General features: G+C 62.9%; 16 protein-coding genes and 1 pseudogene. 9 read left to right on the forward strand and 8 right to left on the reverse strand.

Features of this window, described 5'->3' with window-relative positions; translation table 11 throughout:
- Positions 1-7 precede the first annotated feature (7 nt).
- From QOS90_RS13465 to QOS90_RS13490, 6 genes and pseudogenes are all read left to right on the forward strand, one after another.
- Complete coding sequence (locus QOS90_RS13465) at positions 8-1,300, forward strand: cytochrome c (protein WP_085272907.1); 1,293 nt, start codon at positions 8-10, stop codon at positions 1,298-1,300.
- 647 nt (positions 1,301-1,947) lie between these two features.
- The gene (locus tag QOS90_RS13470) at positions 1,948-2,970 is read left to right on the forward strand and encodes a LacI family DNA-binding transcriptional regulator (RefSeq protein ID WP_085272906.1); all 1,023 of its coding nucleotides are present in this window, start codon (positions 1,948-1,950) and stop codon (positions 2,968-2,970) included.
- A 63-nt stretch (positions 2,971-3,033) separates the two neighbouring features.
- Positions 3,034-3,813 (forward strand): IolE/MocC family protein, encoded by a 780-nt coding sequence (locus QOS90_RS13475; RefSeq protein WP_027593350.1) that lies wholly within the window; start codon positions 3,034-3,036, stop codon positions 3,811-3,813.
- Positions 3,806-4,756, forward strand: coding sequence for a sugar kinase (locus tag QOS90_RS13480; RefSeq protein ID WP_027593349.1), 951 nt, complete (start codon positions 3,806-3,808; stop codon positions 4,754-4,756). The genes QOS90_RS13475 and QOS90_RS13480 overlap by 8 nt, the downstream gene beginning before the upstream one ends.
- 53 nt (positions 4,757-4,809) lie before the next feature.
- Positions 4,810-6,076, forward strand: a pseudogene (locus QOS90_RS13485) (MFS transporter); the annotation flags it as partial.
- 37 nt (positions 6,077-6,113) lie between these two features.
- Positions 6,114-7,088, forward strand: a complete 975-nt coding sequence (locus tag QOS90_RS13490) for a 2-hydroxyacid dehydrogenase (protein ID WP_085272905.1) — start codon at positions 6,114-6,116, stop codon at positions 7,086-7,088.
- Positions 7,089-7,106: 18 nt separating this feature from the next.
- Here QOS90_RS13490 and QOS90_RS13495 read toward each other — a convergent pair whose 3' ends face one another.
- The 7 genes from QOS90_RS13495 to QOS90_RS13525 form a co-directional block, all read right to left on the reverse strand.
- Positions 7,107-8,072 carry an endonuclease gene (locus QOS90_RS13495; protein WP_027593346.1) on the reverse strand — a complete coding sequence of 322 codons (966 nt, stop codon included), beginning with the start codon at positions 8,070-8,072 and terminating at the stop codon, positions 7,107-7,109.
- 199 nt (positions 8,073-8,271) lie between these two features.
- Positions 8,272-9,909: a BCCT family transporter gene (locus QOS90_RS13500; RefSeq protein ID WP_081717467.1), complete on the reverse strand. Its 1,638-nt coding sequence runs from the start codon at positions 9,907-9,909 to the stop codon at positions 8,272-8,274.
- Between the two features lie 72 nt (positions 9,910-9,981).
- Complete coding sequence (locus tag QOS90_RS13505) at positions 9,982-11,118, reverse strand: FAD-binding oxidoreductase (protein WP_085272904.1); 1,137 nt, start codon at positions 11,116-11,118, stop codon at positions 9,982-9,984.
- Between the two features lie 5 nt (positions 11,119-11,123).
- Positions 11,124-12,317, reverse strand: coding sequence for an aromatic ring-hydroxylating oxygenase subunit alpha (locus tag QOS90_RS13510; RefSeq protein WP_371097328.1), 1,194 nt, complete (start codon positions 12,315-12,317; stop codon positions 11,124-11,126).
- A 320-nt stretch (positions 12,318-12,637) separates the two neighbouring features.
- Positions 12,638-13,825, reverse strand: coding sequence for an MFS transporter (locus QOS90_RS13515; protein WP_371918125.1), 1,188 nt, complete (start codon positions 13,823-13,825; stop codon positions 12,638-12,640).
- A gap of 195 nt (positions 13,826-14,020) precedes the next feature.
- The gene (locus tag QOS90_RS13520; protein ID WP_085272903.1) at positions 14,021-15,250 is read right to left on the reverse strand and encodes a pyridoxal phosphate-dependent aminotransferase; all 1,230 of its coding nucleotides are present in this window, start codon (positions 15,248-15,250) and stop codon (positions 14,021-14,023) included.
- Positions 15,247-15,915, reverse strand: a complete 669-nt coding sequence (locus tag QOS90_RS13525; RefSeq protein WP_085272902.1) for an RraA family protein — start codon at positions 15,913-15,915, stop codon at positions 15,247-15,249. The genes QOS90_RS13520 and QOS90_RS13525 overlap by 4 nt, the downstream gene beginning before the upstream one ends.
- A gap of 104 nt (positions 15,916-16,019) precedes the next feature.
- Here QOS90_RS13525 and QOS90_RS13530 point away from each other — a divergent pair, with 104 nt between their 5' ends.
- From QOS90_RS13530 to QOS90_RS13540, 3 genes are all read left to right on the forward strand, one after another.
- Complete coding sequence (locus tag QOS90_RS13530; RefSeq protein WP_085272901.1) at positions 16,020-16,916, forward strand: LysR family transcriptional regulator; 897 nt, start codon at positions 16,020-16,022, stop codon at positions 16,914-16,916.
- A gap of 93 nt (positions 16,917-17,009) precedes the next feature.
- Positions 17,010-17,825, forward strand: coding sequence for an alpha/beta fold hydrolase (locus tag QOS90_RS13535; RefSeq protein ID WP_027593340.1), 816 nt, complete (start codon positions 17,010-17,012; stop codon positions 17,823-17,825).
- 131 nt (positions 17,826-17,956) lie between these two features.
- The gene (locus tag QOS90_RS13540; protein WP_085272899.1) at positions 17,957-19,405 is read left to right on the forward strand and encodes an alanine/glycine:cation symporter family protein; all 1,449 of its coding nucleotides are present in this window, start codon (positions 17,957-17,959) and stop codon (positions 19,403-19,405) included.
- 193 nt (positions 19,406-19,598) lie between these two features.
- Here QOS90_RS13540 and QOS90_RS13545 read toward each other — a convergent pair whose 3' ends face one another.
- Positions 19,599-20,594, reverse strand: coding sequence for an aldo/keto reductase (locus tag QOS90_RS13545; RefSeq protein WP_085272898.1), 996 nt, complete (start codon positions 20,592-20,594; stop codon positions 19,599-19,601).
- Positions 20,595-20,704 lie beyond the last annotated feature (110 nt).

Here is a 20,704-nt window from a genome sequence, read left to right on the forward strand (position 1 = left end):
GATGAGCATGAAGACACTGTTGATCGCCACCATCCTGTGCGGTGCAAGCCTTTCAGCCCAGGCTGACAGCGCGCTGGTCAAGCAAGGCGAGTACCTGGCGCGCGCGGGCGACTGCGTGGCCTGCCACACGGCCAAGGGCGGCAAGCCATTCGCCGGCGGGCTGCCCATGGAAACCCCCATCGGCACGGTGTACTCGACCAATATCACCCCTGATGCCAGCGGCATCGGCAACTACAGCTTCGAAGACTTCGACCAGGCCGTGCGCCATGGCGTCGGCAAGGACGGCAGCACGCTGTACCCGGCCATGCCGTATCCCTCGTATGCACGCGTCAGCGATGACGACATGCGCGCGTTGTATGCCTACTTCATGCAGGGCGTCGAGCCGGTGGCGCAGCCGAACAAGGCGACGGACATCCCCTGGCCGTTGAGCATGCGCTGGCCGTTGGCGATCTGGCGGGGGTTGTTCGCGCCGCAGGTGAAGGCCTGGCAGGCCTCGGCTGCCACCGACCCGGTCGTCAACCGCGGTGCTTATCTGGTCGAAGGGCTGGGGCACTGTGGCGCATGCCATACCCCGCGCGCCCTGACCATGCAGGAAAAGGCACTGAGCCCGCAGGATGGCGAGCAGTTTCTGGCAGGCAGCGCCCCGCTTGAAGGCTGGATTGCCAAGAGCCTGCGCGGTGATCACAAGGATGGCCTGGGCTGCTGGAGCGAAGCGCAGCTGGTGCAGTTTCTCAAGACCGGCCGAAGCGACCGCAGTGCGGTGTTCGGTGGCATGAGCGATGTGGTCGAGCACAGCATGCAGTACATGAGCGAGGCTGACCTGACGGCCATTGCCCGGTACCTGAAAACGCTGCCGCCCAGCAACCCCGATGACCAGCCGCATGCGTATGACAAGCAGGTCGCCGAGGCGCTGTGGAACGGCGATGACAGCAAGCGCGGGGCGTCGGTATACATCGACAACTGCGCGGCGTGCCACCGCACCGATGGCCATGGCTATAGCCGCGTGTTCCCGGCACTGGCTGGTAACCCGGTGGTGCAGACTGCTGATGCCACCTCGCTTATCCATGTGGTGCTGGCCGGTGGCACGGTGCCTGCGACGCACACCGCCCCATCGAACTTCACCATGCCGGCGTTTGGCTGGCGCCTGAGCGATCAGGAGGTCGCTGATGTGGTGAGCTTCATTCGTACCAGCTGGGGCAACCAGGGCGGGGCGGTGAAGGCGGGCGATGTCGCCAAGCTGCGCACGGATGACCTGAAACACACCTCTGGGGATGACCTTGGGCAGGTGACGACCCACTAGTACTGCGCAAAATTCAGAGCTTGCACGCCCCCTGTAGGAGCAGCCTTGTGCTGCGAAGAGGCCGGTCCAGACCACAGAAATTCGTGGCGGGTACCGGCCTCTTCGCAGCACAAGGCTGCTCCTACCTTCGCGGCAGCTGGGGTGAGGCGGGCGATGTCGTGGAACACACCTCTGGGGACGACCTTGGGCAGGTAACGACCCACTAGTACTGCGCAAAATTCAGAGCTTGCACGCCCCCTGTAAGAGCAGCCTTGTGCTGCGAAGAGGCCGGTACAGACCACAGAAATTCGTGGCGGGTACTGGCCTCTTCGCAGCACAAGGCTGCTCCTACCTTCGCGCCAGCTGGGGTGAAGCGGGCGATGTCGTGAAACACACCTCTGGGGATGTCCTTGGGCAGGTAACGAGCCACTTTTACTGCGCAAAATTCAGAGCTTGCACGCCCCCCTGTAGGAGCAGCCTTGTGCTGCGAAGAGGCCGGTCCAGACCACAGAAATTCGTGGCGGGTACTGGCCTCTTCGCAGCACAAGGCTGCTCCTACCGGGAATGTGTAAACTTGCCGACGAACGGTAGGTGACGAAACGCGCCGGTTTTGGTGTATTGAAACCGGTTTCATAGCCTGTCACCGACAATAATCACAAGGGACACCCATGACCGATATGCCTGCCAATGCCCGCGAGCGGGTGACCATCAGCGAAGTGGCCCGTGTGGCCGGTGTGTCCAAGGCCACTGTCTCGCGCTACATCGGTGGCGATCGCCAGTTGCTGGCCGAGGCGACCGCCAAGCGCCTGGAAGAAGTCATCGAGCGCCTCGGCTATCGCCCCAACCAAATGGCCCGGGGCCTCAAACGCGGCCAGACCCGGCTGATCGGCATGCTGGTGGCAGACATCCTCAACCCCTACTCGGTGGCGGTGATGCACGGCGTCGAAACCGCCTGCCGCCAACACGGCTACAGCCTGGTGGTGTGCAACACCAACCGCGACGACGATCAAGAGCGCCATCACCTGGTGGCCCTGCAGTCCTACAACGTCGAGGGCCTGATCGTGAACACCCTCGGCCATCATCCCGGCGAACTGCTGAACCTGCAGCGCGACATGCCCATGGTGCTGGTGGACCGCCAACTGCCTGAACTCAATGTCGACCTGGTCGGCCTGGACAATGCCGACGCCGTCGAGCAAGCCCTGGATCACCTGCAGGCGCAAGGCTACCGCGACATTCTGGCGGTAACCGAACCGCTCGATGGCACCAGCTCGCGCCAAGAGCGGGTACAGGCATTTGGCGCTTCCATCAACCGGCGCCCGGGCATGCGTCAACAGGTGCTGGAAGTCAGCCCCGACCTTCACGCCGGCCTGGCTTCATTTCTTTCGGCCAGCGGTCATGGCCCTCAAGCAATCTTCACCTTCAACGGTGTGGCGACGCTGGCCGTCACCCGAACCCTGCACGACGCCGGCTGCGGCTTGTTCGACGACGTCGGCCTGATCGCCCTCGACGAACTGGACTGGTACCCCTTGGTCGGCAGCGGCATCACGGCATTGGCCCAACCCACCGAGCGCATCGGCGTGGCGGCATTCGAGTGCCTGCTGGGCCGCCTGCGCGGCGAACGCGGGGCGCCACGGCGCATCGACTTCAAGGCCGACCTGATCATCCGAGGTTCAACCCACTCACGCGACTGAACGAAAGGCACGTTGCGGCTTGACGTGCATAAAAATGAAACCGGTTTCATAAGGACAATAACAATGCGCTCGAACCCCGTTTCCATCAGCCTCTCCAGCTACGGTGCCAGCTTGGTACGGCAGCGCGGACAGGCGCATTTTCTGGACATGCTGGCCGCTGCCGGCGTAACCCGTGTCGAATTTCGTGAAGAGCTGTTCGAAAGCGCGCCGGACACCGCCGCGCTGGCCGCCGCCGTCACCGCGTTGCGGCTCGAATGCCTGTATTCCACGCCCCTTGAACTGTGGACGGCGCAGGGTCTGCCAGACCCACGCCTGACGCAGAAACTGGCGCTGGCCCGCGCGATGGGCGCGGTGGCCCTGAAGGTATCGCTGGGGCGTTTCGATGACACCTGCGATGTGGCGGCCTTACGCTCGCTGTTGCCTGACGATGGCCCCCAGCTGTTGGTCGAGAACGACCAGACCGAGCAAGGCGGGCGCATCGCGCCGCTGCTCACGTTCTTCCAGCGCGCCGATGACCTTGGGCTGGCGCTGGGCATGACGTTCGACATCGGTAACTGGCAATGGCAGGGCGAGCCTGTGCAGCAAGCGGCTCGCCAACTGGGGCATTGGGTGCGCTATGTGCACTGCAAGGCGGTCGAGCGCCAGCCCGCTGGGCGACTGGTTGCCGTGCCGCCGCAGGCTGACGATCTGCAAGCGTGGGATGCCTTGCTGGCCGCGTTCACGCCCGGCGTGGTGCGTGCCGTGGAATACCCGCTGGCCGCCGACGACTTGCTCACACTGACCCGTGCCCAGGTAGTGGCGCTGTCTGCGCTGGGCCTGGCCGAGGAGGTCAGCCATGCATGAGCATGACGTGCTGTGCTTCGGCGAAACCATGGCCATGTTCGTCGCCGAGCAGGTGGGGGACCTGGCGCATGTCGGGCAGTTCGGCAAACGCATCGCCGGTGCCGACAGCAACGTTGCCATCGGCCTGTCGCGGCTGGGCTTCAAGGTCCGCTGGCTGAGCCGGGTGGGCGACGACTCCCTGGGGCGCTTTGTCCTCGACAGCTTGCGGCGGGAAGGCCTGGACTGCAGCGACGTTGAAGTCGACCCGCAACACCCCACCGGTTTTCAGCTCAAAGCCCGCTGCGATGATGGCAGTGACCCGGCAGTGGAATACTTTCGCAGCCATTCAGCGGCGCGCCGTTTGTCCCCGGCATTGATCCGCCCACATTGGCTGCAGGCCCGCCACCTGCATGCCACCGGCATCCCGCTGGCGCTTTCAGCCGAGTGCAGGGCCTTGTCGCATGCATTGGTGGATGGCATGCGCGCTGCCGGGCGCAGCATTTCCTTTGACCCTAACCTGCGCCCATCGCTGTGGCCGGACCGCACGCACATGATCCACGAGATCAACGCCCTGGCAGTCAAGGCTGACTGGGTACTGCCGGGACTTGAAGAAGGCCGCCTGCTGACCGGCCAGCACGCACCGGCGGACATCGCCGCGTTCTACCTCGACAAAGGGGTGGAACTGGTGGTGATCAAGCTGGGGGACGAAGGCGCGTACTTTCGCACCGCCAAAGGCGATGGCCAGGTAGCCCCGGTGCCGGTGGCCAAGGTGGTGGACACCGTCGGTGCGGGTGACGCCTTTGCTGTCGGTGTGCTCAGTGCGCTACTCGAAGGCCGTGAACTGCCCGAGGCGGTGGCGCGTGGCAACTGGTGTGGCAGCCGCGCCGTGCAGTCGCGCGGCGACATGGAAGGTTTGCCGCTGCGTCACGAACTCGAAACCCATGACCTGCGCATAAGCGCCTGAACGCCTGGCCCCTACCTGTTGCGACAAAAACAAAAAGCTCAGGAGTACACATGATGCAAACGACAAGTCTCGCGCGTCGCCGTTGGTGGTACATCATCCCAATCGTGTTCATCACCTACAGCCTGGCCTACCTGGACCGTGCCAACTATGGGTTCGCGGCAGCGTCCGGCATGGCCGACGACCTTAAAATCACCCCGGTGCTGTCGTCGTTGCTGGGGGCGCTGTTTTTCCTTGGTTACTTTTTCTTCCAGGTACCTGGGGCCATCTACGCCGAAAAACGCAGCGTCAAGAAGCTGATCTTCGTCAGCCTGATCCTCTGGGGCGGCCTGGCCACGCTGACCGGCATGATCAGCAATGTGTACATGCTGATCGGCATCCGCTTCCTGCTTGGCGTGGTCGAAGCCGCGGTGATGCCGGCGATGCTGGTGTACCTCTGCCATTGGTTCACCCGCGCCGAACGGTCCCGGGCCAACACCTTCCTGATGCTCGGCAACCCGGTGACCATCCTGTGGATGTCGGTGGTGTCGGGCTACCTCATCAAGCACTACGACTGGCGCTGGATGTTCATCATCGAAGGCCTGCCTGCGGTGATCTGGGCGTTCTTCTGGTGGCGCCTGGTGGACGACCGGCCGGCTCAGGTCAAGTGGCTTAGCGAGCAGGAAAAGACCGATCTGGAAAACGCCCTGGCAGCAGAACAGCAGGGCATCAAACCGGTGAAGAACTACCGCGAAGCGTTCCGCTCGCCTCAGGTGATCATCCTGTCGATGCAGTACTTCTGCTGGAGCATCGGCGTGTACGGCTTCGTGCTCTGGCTGCCGTCGATTCTGAAACAGGCGGCCAACGTCGACATCGTCCAGGCCGGCTGGTTGTCGTCGGTGCCCTATCTGGCGGCGGTGCTGGCCATGGTCGGGGTGTCCTGGGCGTCGGACCGCTTGCAGAAGCGCAAGCGCTTCGTCTGGCCGCCCCTGTTGATTGCGGCGCTGGCGTTCTATGGCTCCTATGCCTTGGGCAGTGAGCATTTCTGGTTGTCCTACGCATTGCTGGTGGTCGCCGGCGCCTGCATGTACGCGCCCTATGGGCCGTTTTTCGCCATCGTGCCGGAGATCCTGCCCAGCAACGTCGCCGGTGGCGCCATGGCCTTGATCAACAGCATGGGCGCGCTGGGTTCGTTCGGCGGCTCGTGGCTGGTTGGTTACCTCAATGGCGCCACCGGCGGGCCGGGTGCCTCGTACCTGTTCATGTGCGGTGCACTGCTGACGGCAGTCGCGCTCACGGCGGCGCTTAAAACCTCACACACCGCTGGCCGGGCCAAGCGCGGCGGCTCTCATCTGGCCACGAGCCACTAGGAAATCCTGCTATGAAGAAGCGAATCGTCCTTTACAAGCGCCTGTCCGACACGTTGATGGCGCGCCTGCAGCAACAGGTTGACGTGACGTGGGTGGACACGGCCGGGCCCGATGGCCTTGCCCGCCTGCGCGATGCGTTGCCGGGCGCTCAAGGGCTGTTGGGTGCCAGCCTGCGCTTGGACAGCAGCCTGCTGGACCTGGCCCCGCAACTGGAGGTGGTCGCCAGCGTGTCGGTAGGCGTGGACAACTACGACATCGCCGACCTGACCCGGCGTGGCGTGATGCTCACCAACACGCCCGATGTCCTGACCGAAACCACTGCCGACACCGGCTTTGCCTTGATCCTGGCCAGTGCGCGTCGGGTCGTGGAGCTGGCGGGCTGGGTGCGTGACGGCCAGTGGCAAGCCAACCTTGGGCCTGCGCACTTTGGCACGGATGTGCACGGCAAGACCTTGGGCATCATTGGCATGGGGCGGATTGGCGAAGCGTTGGCCCGGCGCGGCGCGGCCGGTTTTGGCATGCGGGTGCTTTACCACAGCCCACGCGCCAAGCCTGCGGTGGAGGCCCGTTACGACGCCCGCCATTGCAGCCTTGACGACCTTTTGCAGCAGGCTGATTTCGTCTGCCTGACCGTGCCGCTGAGTGCCGCCACCGAGGGCTTGATCGGCGCGCGTGAGCTTGCCCTGATGAAGCCTGAGGCAATGCTGGTGAACATTGCGCGTGGGCGTGTGGTGGACGAAGCCGCGCTGATCGAGGCCTTGCGGGAGAAACGCATCCGCGGCGCGGGCCTGGATGTGTTCGTCCAGGAGCCGTTGCCCAGTGATTCGCCGCTGCTGCAACTGGACAACGTGGTGGCGACCCCGCACATCGGTTCGGCCACCCACGATACCCGTGAGGCCATGGCGCGCTGTGCGGTAGACAACCTGCTCAGCGCGCTGGCCGGTGAGCGCCCGGCAAACCTGGTGAACCCAACAGCCGGGCGTTGATGCACCGAAGCGCAGCGGTTACCGGCAGTTGCCCGCCTTGCGGTAGCCGGCCGCTTGCGCCTCGCCCTCAGAGCCGAACATCACCTGGTTCTTCGAAGCCACCTGGGTGTAGCCCGGGCAGCCATTGGCCAGGTGATAGACATGGCTGTTGCGGTTGCCGAGCACCGCGCCTGTTGCTGCAGTGCTGGCCAGGCTGGGCTTGGCCGCTTCGCTGACCGGTTTGGCCGGCATGGCTTGCACCACGCCACTGCCAGCAGGCTTGTAGTCGGCTGTCCATTTGCGTTCGCCCGTCACGAACGGGTTGGCGTGCCCCATGATGGCGGCGATGCGCCGGTCACGTTCTTTTTCCCAGGCCGAGACGGGGTGCTGTTTGTCCCAGGCCATCAGCAGTTGCTGCTGTTGACGCGACATGCTCAGCTTGTAGCGGTCGAACATGTAGAAGGTGGTACGGGCAACCAGGCCCTTCACTTCGTCACGCGGCTCGGCGGCGCGCTGCACGAAATCGACCTTGGTCGAGCACTGGCCGTATTGCCCGGCGTTGCCAGCGACCATGCCGTAGTTGAAGTTGCTGCGGTCACCGTTGACTTCGCCCACGGCCGGGTAGAGGTTGAACAGGTCGGCTTCCATCGCGCGGAAGACCGGGTCGTCATCGACACAATGCTCGCGGCCGCCGTTTTTCCAGCATTGGCGCTGATTGCCGAAGGTGTAGGCCGGCACGATGTGTTCCCACTCGGTACGCTCGGCGCGGTTTTGCTGTTTGCGGGTTTCATAACCGCAGGAGGCAGCATCGATGCGCCCACCTGACTTGCCCACCCAGGTCCATTTGCAGCCGCAATACAGGTCGCCCATGGCGCTGCTTGCCTGGTCCAGGTAGACCTTTTGTTTGGCGACGACCTTGGCTTCGGTGAAGGTGGAAGGCGGGTTGGCGAAGGCGGGGAGGTTGACGGCGAGCAGGAGCGATACGGCATAAAGCAGTTTTTTCATGGGGGGGCAGGAGGTCTCAGTTAAGGAACTGCATTCTAATCGAAATCTAACCTGTTGATTTGGATTGAATCCCCCTCCGGTCAAGCGCGGTCCTGGTAGGAGCAGCCTTGTGCTGCGAAGAGGCCGGTACAGACCACAGTATTTCGTCTCTGGTACTGACCTCTTCGCAGCACAAGGCTGCTCCTACAATGCGATGACGTCAGCTGGCTGCCAGTTCGTTGGCAGGCCGCTGGGTTTCTGCGCCCGCATGCATCGGCGCCGGTCCAGTAATCACCGCATCACTGGCAAACAAGCTGCGCATCAGGCTGTACCCGGTCAGTAGCATGTAGAACGCAATCGGCAGGCCGACCACGATGCTGGCCATCTGAATCGCCAGCAAGCCGCCGGCAATCACCAGGCTGGCCGCGATGGCGCCCTCCAGCACACACCACAGCACGCGTATCCAGTTGGGCGGGTCAATGCTGCCCAGCGAGTTGAGCATGCACAGCACCTGGGTCCCGGCATCGGCCGCAGTGACGAAATGCACGGCCAGCAGCAGGCAGATGATCACGCTGAGGATTGCACCCAGCGTCGGGCCATCGAGGCGGTCGAGCAGGGTGAACATGGCCGTGGTGGTTTCCTTGCGCGTGGCTTCCAGAATCGGGCCACCCTGGAATGCGCCGGCCGCTGCCTGCTCGGCGACCGGCAGTGCTTGGTAGGCGTGGCGCACTTGCTGCTCATCCTTCAGCGCGGCACCGCCGAACACGGCCATCCACAAGATAGTCACCAAGGTCGGCACCAGCAACGCGCCGAACACCAGTTCGCGGATGGTCCGGCCACGGGAAATCCGGGCAATGAACAGGCCAACGAACGGTCCCCAGGTCATCCACCACGGCCAATAGAAAGCGGTCCAGCTCTTCTGCCAACTGCTGTCGGCCTGGGCGTCGGTCCAGAAACTCATGCCGATGATGTTCTGCGCGTAGTCGCCCGCCGACTCGAACAGCAGGTTCATGATGTAATGGGTTGGGCCCAGGGCCAGCACCACCAGCATCAGCCCCAGGGAAATCCACATGTTCAGTGTCGACAGGCGCTTCATGCCACGCGATACACCGGCCACCAGCGAGATCGAGGCGATCACGGTGACTACGGCGATGATGCTCAGCTTGAACGACAGGGTGACTGGCGTGCCGAACACCTGATGCATGCCCATGTTGATCTGCTCGACGCCCAACCCCAGCGATTGCGACACCCCGAATGCAGTGACCGCGCCACCAATGATGTCAACCGTGTGGCCAATCGGCCCGTAGATGCGGTTGCCGATGATCGGGTAGAGGATCGAGCGCAGCGCCAGCGGCAGCCCTTCACGGTAGGCGAAGTAGGCCAGGCCCAGGCCGATCACGGTGAAGATCGCCCAAGGGTGCAGGCCCCAGTGCAACAGGGTAATGCGCATGGCCATGGACGCGGCCTGGTCGGTGAGCCCCGGTGTGAACGGGTTGCTGGCGTAGTGCAGCACCGGTTCGGCAACCGACCAGAAGATCAGCCCAACGCCCATGCCCGCACTGAACAGCATGGCGATCCAGGCGGCAAAACTGAACTCGGGTTTTTCGTCGGGGCGCCCGAGCTTGAGGGTGCCATAGCGGCTGAAGGCGATGTACACCAGTAAGCCGAGGATGGCGCTGACCAGCGCCAGGTAAAACCACTTGAGGTGGTCGAGAATGGCGTCCGACGCGCCTTTGAATACACCCGCGGCTTGGTCGCCGTGTGAGGCGCAGAGCACCACGAACGCCACCACGATTGAGATCGACCCTACCGTTACAATAGGGTTCAGGCCTTTGAAAAGGCCTTGTTTTGCACGCATCGTCCATATCCTTTTTATTTTCGCAAGACGGCAAAAAAGGACGCCCCAGTAACAGGGCGTCCTTGTCGAATGTCAGAGGTCGATCACCAGGTCCGACGTCGGGCGGCTGCAGCACAGCAGCCGCAGGCCTTTGTCGATTTCACGCTGGCGAATGCCGCCGTTGTGCTTCATCTCGACGCTGCCCTGCAATACCGCGGTCTTGCAGGTACCGCATACACCTTGGCTGCACGAGGAGGGGACTACGGCACCGGCTTTTTTGGCAGCGGCCAGTACGGTCTGGTCGGCGCTCATGGTGAATGCCTTGCCAGAGCGGGCAAGGCGCACGGTGAAGCTGTCCAGGGCCTGGCCGGGGGCCGCTGGGCCGGCTGCCGGCTCGGCTTCGGCGTTGATGTCGAAGCTTTCCTGGTGGTAGCGGGCCAAGTCGAAACCAGCACCCGCCAACAAGGCCTTGGTCGCCTCCATGTAGCCTTTTGGCCCGCAGGTGAATACCGCCCGCTCCTTGAAGTCGGGGATCTGGCGCTGCAGTGCGTCCAGCGACAGGCGCCCGATCGGGCCGTCCCAGTCGGGCTCGTCGCCAGCGCCTTCGCAGAAGAACAGCGTCCGCAGCCCTGGCATGGAGCGTCCGAGGCGCGCCAGTTCATCGCGGAAGATGATGTCTTTAGGCGTACGCGCACTGTGCACGAAGACGATGTCCAGGTCGGCGTGCAGGTCGGCGGCGGCGCGGGTCATCGCCATCAGCGGGGTGACGCCGGAGCCGGCCGACAGGTACAGCAATTTGCGCGCAGGGCCCGCCACTGGGGTAAAGACGCCCGCGGGGCCAGAGGCGGCCAGGGCGTGGCCAGGGCGCAGGTTATCGTGCAACCAGTTGGACACCGTGCCGCCCGGCACCCGCTTGACCGTGATGGAAAAGGTGAACGGCCGGGTCGGTGTCGAGGACAGGGTGTAGCAGCGCGACACGCTGGCCCCCCCGATCACGGGCGACACGGTGAGGAACTGGCCCGGTTCGTAGGCAAGCGCCGGGTAGTCTGGGCTGTGGAAGGTGAAGGTTTTCACGTCGTGGGTCTCGTCCACGACGCTCAGGCATTCGATGCGTTTGCTTTCACCGCTGGCCCACTGGGCACCATGGGTGGCCCAGTGGTCGGTGTCGGTGAAGCGCTGGTCGGCCCCCAGGCCGGCAATGTTCTGGGCAATGTTCTCGAGCACGGTCATCTCCTTCACACCCCATGTGCCGCGAGGCGCGAGGTGTACCAGCGGGCGAACTGGTCGACGTACGGCTCGGTGTAGGTGGAGTAGGGGCCTGGGACGAAGGCGGGGTCTTGGGTGCCACTGTGGGTGATGGCGACCAGGGCTGCGTCCTGTTGGGTAGTGGCGACCCAGACCTCGGTCAGGCGCTGCAGGTCGTAGTCGACCCCTTCGACGGCATCGCGGTGCACCAGCCATTTGGTGCGCACCAGGGTGCGGTCCGGCGAGAGCGGGATGATCCAGCTGATCATGGCGTGGTCGCTCATCACGTGCGCCCAGGCGTTGTTGCCCCACAGGTGGGTGTCGCCCAGGTCGCGACGGGTCAGGTTGCCCAACAGTTTGCGGCAGGCAACCTGGGTATCGAGTGTCTGCGATTCACCCGCACCGGCGATGATCATGCGCTGGGTGCGAAACTGCGTGGGGGCGTCATCCTGCAAATGCTCCACAGTCTCGTAGAGCAGGCCCGAATTGGCCCAGTCAGCTTCGATGCCGGCCTTGCGAATTTGATAGGCATCGTAGGACGCGCGAGCCTCGTCGCTCATCTCTTCCAGGCTGACGCCAAGGTCTTCGGACTGGTAGGACACGATCAGTTCCGGGTGGGTGCCGGCGCAGTGGTAGCACTCCCGGTTGTTCTCCATCACCAGCTTCCAGTTGCCGTTCTCGATATAGTCGAGTTCGTAGGCGATGCGGGTATTGGTCAGGTCGAACGGTGCGAAGCGCGGTCCCATCACCGCTTCGAGGTCCTTGATGTCTTCAGGCGGGTTGTCGCCCAGGCACACCAGCACATGGGCCCCGACAACCTTGCAGTGCACCGGGATCAGGCTGCGGCACTTGGGGTCGAAGCCCTTGCCCATGTGGCTGGCATGCTTGAGGCTGCCGTCCAGGTCGTAGGTCCACTGGTGGTAGGGGCATACCAGCATGCCGACAGTGGATTTGCCTGCTTCTTTCAGGCGCGCGCCGCGGTGGCGGCATACATTGCGGTAGGCGCGGATCTGTTCATCATCGTCGCGCAGGATCAGCACCGACGATTTGCCGATATCGACGGTAAAGACATCACCGGGTTCATCGACATCGGCGGTAACGGCGACCTGTATCCAATGCTGGTTGAAGAAGATTTCCATGTCGGTTTCGAAAACATCCTGGCGGCTGTACAACGCGCCATTCATGCCAAAACCAGGTTGGCGGGATGCAATCAGTTCGCGATGGGTTTTGCTCGATGAAGGGCGCATTGTTGTCCTCAGGCACTTTTATTTTTAATCGACCAAGACGTCTGGCGCGGATTATTGAAGTGGCCCTGAAAAGGCGTCAATGCGCTTAATTTTCTGTCTGGTATTACTTGAGGTTATGCGAGCGGGAGGCTGTGGGGCGGGGGTTTTAAGCGATATTACGGATGGGACAATTAATAGAAGTTTGCTGCGTTAATTAATGCAAGTTGTTCTGTTTCATAGCGGGATCGGAGGCGCACAGCGCCCCCGAATAACCGGTTTTAATGCCCACCCTTCATACGCCGGGCAACGAGGTAAATGCCCAAGCCGACCAACGCGGTTGCAGCGCCGATATAACCCGTACTTGTCCAGCCCATGCCTGCGGTGATGGCCATGCCACCCAACCACGGCCCAAGCGCATTGGCCAGGTTGAACGCGGCGTGGTTCGAGGCTGCTGCAAGGCTGGGGGCTTCATGGGCAATGTCCATCAGGCGGATTTGCAAGGGGGCTGCCAGTGCAATCATGGTGCCCACCAGGCCGACGCCCAGCAGCAGGGTCCACAACGAATGCGCTGCGAAGGTGAAGAACAGCAGCACTGCAATTGACCAGATCAGCACCAGCCCGACGGCGCGGAACTGCAAGCGATCGAACAACTTGCCACCGGCGATGTTGCCGACGATGCCGCCGACCCCAAAGGCCGCCAGGCCGAAGGGGATCCACTGCGGCGATACCTGGGTCACGTGCAGCATGGTGGGCGCCAGGTAGCTGAACACACAGAACATGCCGGCAAAGCCGATCGATGCAATGGCCAGCGCCATCCACACCTGGGGCAGGGCGAACGCTTTAAGTTCTTTGCGCGGGTCGCTGCGCACTTCATCGTGCGGTTGCGGCACAAAGCGCCAGACCAGGGCGATGGTGCAGAGGGCGATCGCCCCGACCAACACAAAGGCAGAGCGCCAGCCGAAGTACTGGCCCAGTAAGGTGGCAACCGGGTTGCCCAGCAACATGGCCAGCGTCAGGCCCATCATCACCCGAGCCACGGCGCCTGCCCGTTGGTTGTTGGCGACCATGCTCGATGCCACCACCGCAGCGATGCCGAAGTAGGCGCCATGTGGCAGGCCGCTGATGAAGCGGAAAGCGACCAGGCCGCCGAACGAGGGGGCGAACGCCGTGGCCAGGTTGCCAAGGGCATACAGCGCCATCAACAGCAGCAACATGTGCTTGCGCAGTAGCTTGGCCCCCAAAATCGCCAGGGTCGGGGCACCGACCATCACGCCCAGCGCGTAGGCACTGATGGCGTGGCCCACCTGGGGCTCGCTCAGCTGCAGGTTGCTGGCGATGTCCGGCATCAACCCCATAATGGCGAATTCGCCGGTACCGATGGCAAAGCTGCCTAGCGCCATGGCGGCTTCCATCTTGGCGACAGTGCTTTTCGGCAGGGCTAGCGGTGGTGCTTCATGGACAGACATTTGAATCCCTTTTGAAACATGCTGAAACGTTCAACGCGGGATCATAGACAATCTCTGGCCAAAACGTCGAGGCCGCAGCCTCGCCCACAGGCGCAACCCTTCGGTGTAGGAGCAGCCTTGTGCTGCGAAGAGGCCGGTGACAACACCCTCAATCTTCGCTGCTTGCACCGGCCTCTTCGCAGCACAAGGCTGCTCCTACCTGGCCGCGCGACAGAAGCGCCCGAGCGCATCACACGCTGCCATCAGCGACGCATCGTCCAGCGCGTAGGCAATGCGCAGGTAAGGCCCGAGCCCGAAAGCACTGCCATGCACCACGGCGACATCGGCTTCGTCGAGCAGGGCCAGCGCGACATCCTCGTCAGTGGCCAGGTAACGACCACCCGGGGAGGACTTGCCGATCAGCCCGGCGCAATTGGCAAAGGCATAGAATGCCCCGGCCGGTTGCTCGCAGTGCAGCCCTGGGATCCCATCAATCGCCTTCACCATCAGGTCACGGCGGCGCTGAAACACGTCCCGGCTTTGATGGATGAACGCTTTCGGGCCTACCAGCGCAGCAACCGCCGCCTGCTGAGAGACCGAACACGCACCCGAGGTCTGTTGCCCCTGCAGCTTTTCCATGGCCGCCAGCAGCCAGCGCGGGCCCGTTGCGAAACCGATGCGCCAGCCCGTCATGGCATAGGCCTTCGATACGCCGTTCATGGTCAGCGTGCGTTCGGCGAGCCGAGGTTCCACCTGGGCCAGGGTATGGAAGCGCTGATCGTCGAAAATCAGGTGCTCGTAAATGTCATCCGCCAGCACCAATACCTGTGGGTTTGCCAGCAGCACCGCAGCCAAGGCCTGCAGCTCGGCAACGCTGTAGACCGCGCCGGTCGGGTTGGACGGCGAGTTGAGGATCAGCCAGCGGGTGCGCGGCGTGATCGCGGCACCAAGCGCTTCAGGCGTCAGCTTGAAACCGCTGCTGGCCTCACACGTGACGATCACGCTGCGGGCGCCACACAGTTGGACCATCTCCGGGTAGCTGACCCAGTAGGGCGCTGGCACGATGACCTCGTCGCCGGCATTGAGGGTCGCTGCCAAGGCGTTGTAGATCACCTGTTTGCCGCCGCTGGCGACCAATGTGTCCTGCCACTCGACCTGCAAGCCATTCTCGTTGCGGAACTTGGCCGCCACCGCTTCGCGCAGGGCGCGGCTGCCAGCCACTTGTGTGTAGCGCGTATGGCCTTGGTCGATCGCCTGCTTGGCGGCGTCGCGGATGTGCGCCGGTGTGTCGAAGTCTGGCTCGCCCGCGCACAGCGAAATGATCGTGGCCCCCGCCGCGCGGCGTTGGGCAACGCGGTCCATGATGCCGTAGGTGGCCGAGGGGCGGGCGCTGGCCAGGTTAAGGTTCAGGCGCTGGATGCCGCCGTCGGTGTCCTGCTCGCTCATCGGTGGTGCTCCGTATTGATCGCATCAAATTGGCTGTCATGCATCACGTCGGCCACCGAGCGGCCAGCCCGCACGGCATCCACCATGCCGGCCTGGCGACGGGCGATGCGCTCGGCCAGCTCCAACACCTTGGCGATGTGGGCTTGGGCGACGAAGACGGTGCCGCAGTTGTCGGCAATCACGTAGTCGTTTTCATCCACTGCTACACCTGCCACCTGGACGGTGCAGGCCGCGTCGACCTGGACCACGCGATTGCGTGCGCTGACCATGGTCACGCCACGGCCATACACCGGATAACCGATGTCGGCGCTGCCGTCGATGTCGCGGCTGCAACCGTCGATGATGCTGCCGCGCACGTGCCGGGCCACGGCGGCATTGGCCAGAATGTCGCCCCAGCAAGAGATCCCGTCGATGCCGCCGGCGATCACCAGTACGCGGTCATCACTGGCGATCGCTTCGATCACCGGGCTGATCAAGTGCACGGTCGGTGCACGGTCGGTCTTGGCGGCCAGTTGCACAGTGCTGGCGCGGCCGACCACCTTGGGGCAGTGCCATAACGGGCGCAGACCGAACGTGGCGCCGGGCAGGCCGAGGAAGTCGAGGGCGTCGGACACGGTGTTGGTGTCCAGCGCCGCCAGGCGTTGTAGCACGCTGTCTTGGCTCATGGGTGAACCTCTTTGGTGAAGGAGGCATGAGTGTCCGACAGGCTGTTTGATAGGTATATTCCTTATCAAGGATGTTAAACATATGCCCAACCTATGGAACCGCCATGATCAATTTCCGCCTTATCCGCCACCTTTGGCTGTTCCTGGCTGTTGCTGAGGAAAAGAACTTTGGGCGGGCCGCCAAACGCCTGGGCATGACCCAGCCGCCGCTCACCGAGCAAATCCAAATTCTTGAGCAGGCATTGAAGGTCAAGCTGTTCGACCGTTCCCGGCGCGGTGCGGCGTTGACCCCGGTGGGCGCCGCCATCCTGCCGGCGGTGCGCAAGTTCGCCGACCAACTCGAACGCCTGGAACTGGCCGTGGAAGAAGCCGTGGCGGGCCATCAGGGCATGGTCACCATCGGTGCCATCTCGTCGGCCATGTTCGACGTGCTGCCGGAGGTAATCGAGCGCTTCAAGCAGGACCACCCTCAGGTCACGGTGTCGGTACGCGAAATCGACAGCGTCGAGGCGGTGCCTTCGCTGGAGGCGGGCGATATCGACCTGGCGTTCGCGAGGCTGGATGGCGACCTGGGCAAGGGCATCGAATGGCGCCCGCTCACCGAGGAGCAATTGATGGTGGCACTGCCGGTTGATCACCCACTGGCAAACCATAGCGAGATCGCGCTGGCGAGCCTGGCCAGCGAGCCGCTGGTGATGTTCGCGCGCAAGGTCAGCCCCTTGTACTTCGATAACCTGATTGCCACCTGCCGCGCCAACGGGTTTTCGCCTCGAGTGCTGCACGAAGTGCGTTCGGTGGCGTCTCAGATAGCCTTCGTCAGCTGCGGGCAGGGTATCGCCCTGGTACCGGCGGCCATGAAAAAGCTGGCCCCGGCGAATGTGGTCATGCGCCCGCTGGCGCAGCAGGTGAGTGTGGTGACCACCACCTACGCCTGGAATGCCGAGCGCGCCAACCCACTGGTGCAGGCATTGGTAAACCAGCTGAGCAAATGCATTTCATAGGTTTGGCCTATGAAATTGATCGCTGATGAGGAATTTACAGAGTGTTGGTGGGCGTCGAGAGTGTGCCTCTCAACTACAAGAGGAGTTTACGGCGTGCCCGAATCCCAATCGTTCCGCCAGTTCGTCCTGCCTTTGAACGTGGAGGGCGTCGACCTTGAACTGTCCACTGTCCACCGAGAGGGCCGTGGGGCGCCGATCCTGTTTCTGCACGGGTTCGGCTCGACCAAGGAAGACTATGCAGGGCTGACACGCCAGCCGGCGTTTGCCGGCCGCCCATTCGTGGCCTACGACGCACCGGGGTGCGGGCAGAGCCACTGCAGCGACCTTTCACGTGTTTCGATTCCGCTGCTGCTGGCGACCGCGTTGCAGGTGCTGGAGCACTTCGGTATTCAGCGTTTTCACCTGGTGGGCCACTCGATGGGCGGCCTGACGGCGTTGCTGCTGGCGCATCAATGCCCCGAGCGGGTGATCAGCTTCATCGACATCGAAGGCAATATCGCCCCGGAAGACTGCTTCCTCAGCCGTCAGATTGATGACTACCCGGCCAATGACCCGCAGGTGTTCTTCGACGCGTTCATCGAGCGCACCCGGCACAGCAGTGACCCGGCCAGTGCCTTGTACGCTGCCAGCCTGCCTTACAAAGTGCGGGCAGAGGCCGTGCGGGGGATCTTCAGCTCGATGGTAGAGCTGTCTGACCACGGCGACCTGATGAGCAAATTCCTCGGCCTGCCGTGCCCACGCATGTTCATGTATGGCGAGCAGAACAGTCACCTGTCTTACCTGGCGGACATCCAGGCGCAGGGTGTAGAGCTGGCCAGCATCCCCGCGTGCGGGCACTTCCCGATGTATTCCAACCCTATCGAAATGTGGCGCCGAATCGCCGGCTTCCACGCGCGTCACGCCGGCTAAGGCTGTCAGCACCCCCCGGCTTCGCGGGGGGGCCATTTCCACCCTAAAGAATCGATGTGCGGCCGCGGCGCTGCGCAGGGGCACGCGTGTGCCCGTTTCAAGCCGCGAATAAAAACAAAGAGGTATTGACCATGCTTGAAGCCATCAATGGTTTTCTATCCGGCAAGGTGCTGATTGTGCTGATCGTAGGGTTGGGCAGCTATTTCACCTGGCGCTCACGTTTTTTGCAGTTTCGCTATTTTTTCCACATGTTTGCGGTGTTCAAGGACAGCCTGCGCAAGAGCGGCGGCCAGCTCAGCTCGTTTCAGGCACTGATGCTGAGCCTGGCCGGGCGCGTAGGTGCTGGTAACATTGCCGGTGTCGGCCTGGCAGTGACCCTGGGTGGGCCAGGTGCGGTGTTCTGGATGTGGGTGACCGCGCTGGTGGGCATGGCCAGCAGTTTCTTCGAATGTTCGCTCGGCCAGTTGTACAAGCGCTGCGACGACCATGGGCAGTATCGCGGCGGCCCTTCGTACTACATTCACCATGGCCTGCATCGACCGTGGCTGGCCAAGCTGATGGCGGTTCTGCTGCTGGTGACCTTCGGCTTTGCATTCAACGGGCTGCAATCGCACGCCGTTACCCATTCGTTGCAGAACGCCTTCGGCTTTTCGACGGGCCATAGCGGTATCGTGATCGCTGTCCTGCTTGGGTTGGTATTCATCGGCGGCATCAAGCGCATCGCCGCCGTGTCAGACCTGCTGGTGCCGGTCAAGACGCTGGCCTATATCGGGGTAACGCTCTATGTGATCGTGCTGCAGTTCGAGCACGTGCCCGACATGCTGGCCACCATCTTCAAAAGTGCCTTCGGCCTGGAGCCGGCGTTTGCGGGCCTGGTGGGCAGTGCAATCGTCATGGGCGTGAAGCGCGGCGTGTTCGCCAACGAGGCTGGGCTGGGCAGTGCACCTAACGTCGCGGCGGTGGCCAAGGTCGAACACCCTGCCGCCCAGGGCGTGGTACAGGCGTTCAGTGTGTTTTTCGACACGTTCGTCATCTGTACCTGCACGGCGTTGCTGATTTTGCTGTCGGGCTTCTACACGCCTGGTTTCGAAGGGGATGGCCTGGTGCTGACCCAGGATGCGCTGGCGGCGGTGGTGGGCGACTGGGGGCGGGTATTTATCAGCGTTGCGCTGGCGTTGTTCGTGTTTACCTCGATTCTTTACAACTACTACCTGGGCGAAAATAATTTGCGTTACCTGGCGGGTAACCGACGGTGGCCGATCCTGGTGTATCGTGGCGTGGTGCTGTTGCTGATTCTGTGGGGTTCGGTGCAGAACCTGGGCACGGTGTTCGCGTTTGCCGACATCACCATGACCTTGCTGGCCCTGGTCAACCTGGTAGCACTGGCGTTGTTGGGCAAGGTGGTGCTGCGCCTGATTGACGATTATGACCAGCAGCGCAAGGCCGGGGTGCAGATACCGGTATTTGATGCTAGCCAGTTCCGCGATCTAGACCTGGACCCACGCGCCTGGCCGGAGGGCGATCAGGTTGCGGCTGAGGGGGAGGGGCGTAGCGAGATGCGCATGCCGCACGTTCTTTAGCGTCTGTGAGATCGAGCGCCGCCCGCGCGGCGCTTCGCAGCACAAGGCTGCTCCCACATCTGTTTCGGGCCAGTGAGGCCTGTGATGTTTGCGCGCGACCGCCTCAGGAATAATTGGCCCAAAAAATGTAGGAGCAGCCTTGTGCTGCGAAGCGCCGCGCGGGCGGCGCTCGATGTCTGCAGCCCCACTAGCCCTACTTAAACCCGGTAACCGCATGCGGTACATACGGTGCTTCCAACCGCGCAACCTCTTCATCAGACAACTGCAGCCCCAATGCCGCAATGGCATCGTCAAGATGCCCAGGCTTCGATGCGCCAATAATCGGCGCCGTCACGGCGCGGTGCCTGAGCACCCAGGCCAAGGCAACCTGAGCCATGGGTAAGCCACGCTCACTGGCAATCTGCTCGACCACATCGATCACTCGGCCATCCTCGACTTCTGTCCCTGCATAAAACGACTTGCCAGAAACATCGCTGAGCGTGCGCGCGGTTTCCTGGCCCTTGGGCCGGGTCAGCCGTCCACGGGCCAGCGGGCTCCAGGGCATCAGCCCGACGCCCTGGTCCTGGCACAAGGGGATCATTTCCCGCTCTTCCTCCCGGTACAGCAGGTTGAGGTAGTTCTGCATCGACACGAACCGGCTCCAGCCATTGGCCGCTGCGACGTGCTGGGCTTTGGCGAACTGCCAGGCATACATTGAAGACGCACCGATATAGCGTGCCTTGCCGGCCTTGACCACGTCGTGCAGGGCTTCCATGGTTTCTTCGATCGGCGTGTGATAATCCCAGCGGTGAACCTGGTAGAGGTCGACGTAATCCACGCCCAGGCGGGTCAGGCTGGCGTCGATGCTGCTGAGGATCGCCTTGCGTGACAGGCCTTGCTCGTTCGGCTTGCTTGCGCCTTGCCACATGTTCGCCGGGTAGAAGACCTTGGTCGCGATGACGGTGTCTTCACGGCGGGTGAATTCCTTCAGCAACTGGCCCAGGATCACTTCCGATGTACCCGCCGAGTAGCTATTGGCTGTGTCGAAGAAGTTGATGCCTTGCTCTACCGCGTGGCGAATGATCGGGCGGCTCTGTTGCACATCCAGGGTCCAGGGATGTGTACCGGCATCCGGGTCACCGAACGTCATGCACCCCAGGCACAGTCGGGAGATGTCCAGGCCGGTGTTGCCGAGTTTGACGTACTGCATCTGTGAATCCTCTTGGTCAGCATTGCCCAGCGTGTGCAGCCGAGCGATGGAACAAGGTTAGCGGCGCGACGCGAGCGTGCAAATTCCCAGGATGTGCAGGTGATATCTGC

It is taken from the genome of Pseudomonas sp. LAIL14HWK12:I10, assembly GCF_900184205.1.
Taxonomy (GTDB): domain Bacteria; phylum Pseudomonadota; class Gammaproteobacteria; order Pseudomonadales; family Pseudomonadaceae; genus Aquipseudomonas; species Aquipseudomonas kermanshahensis.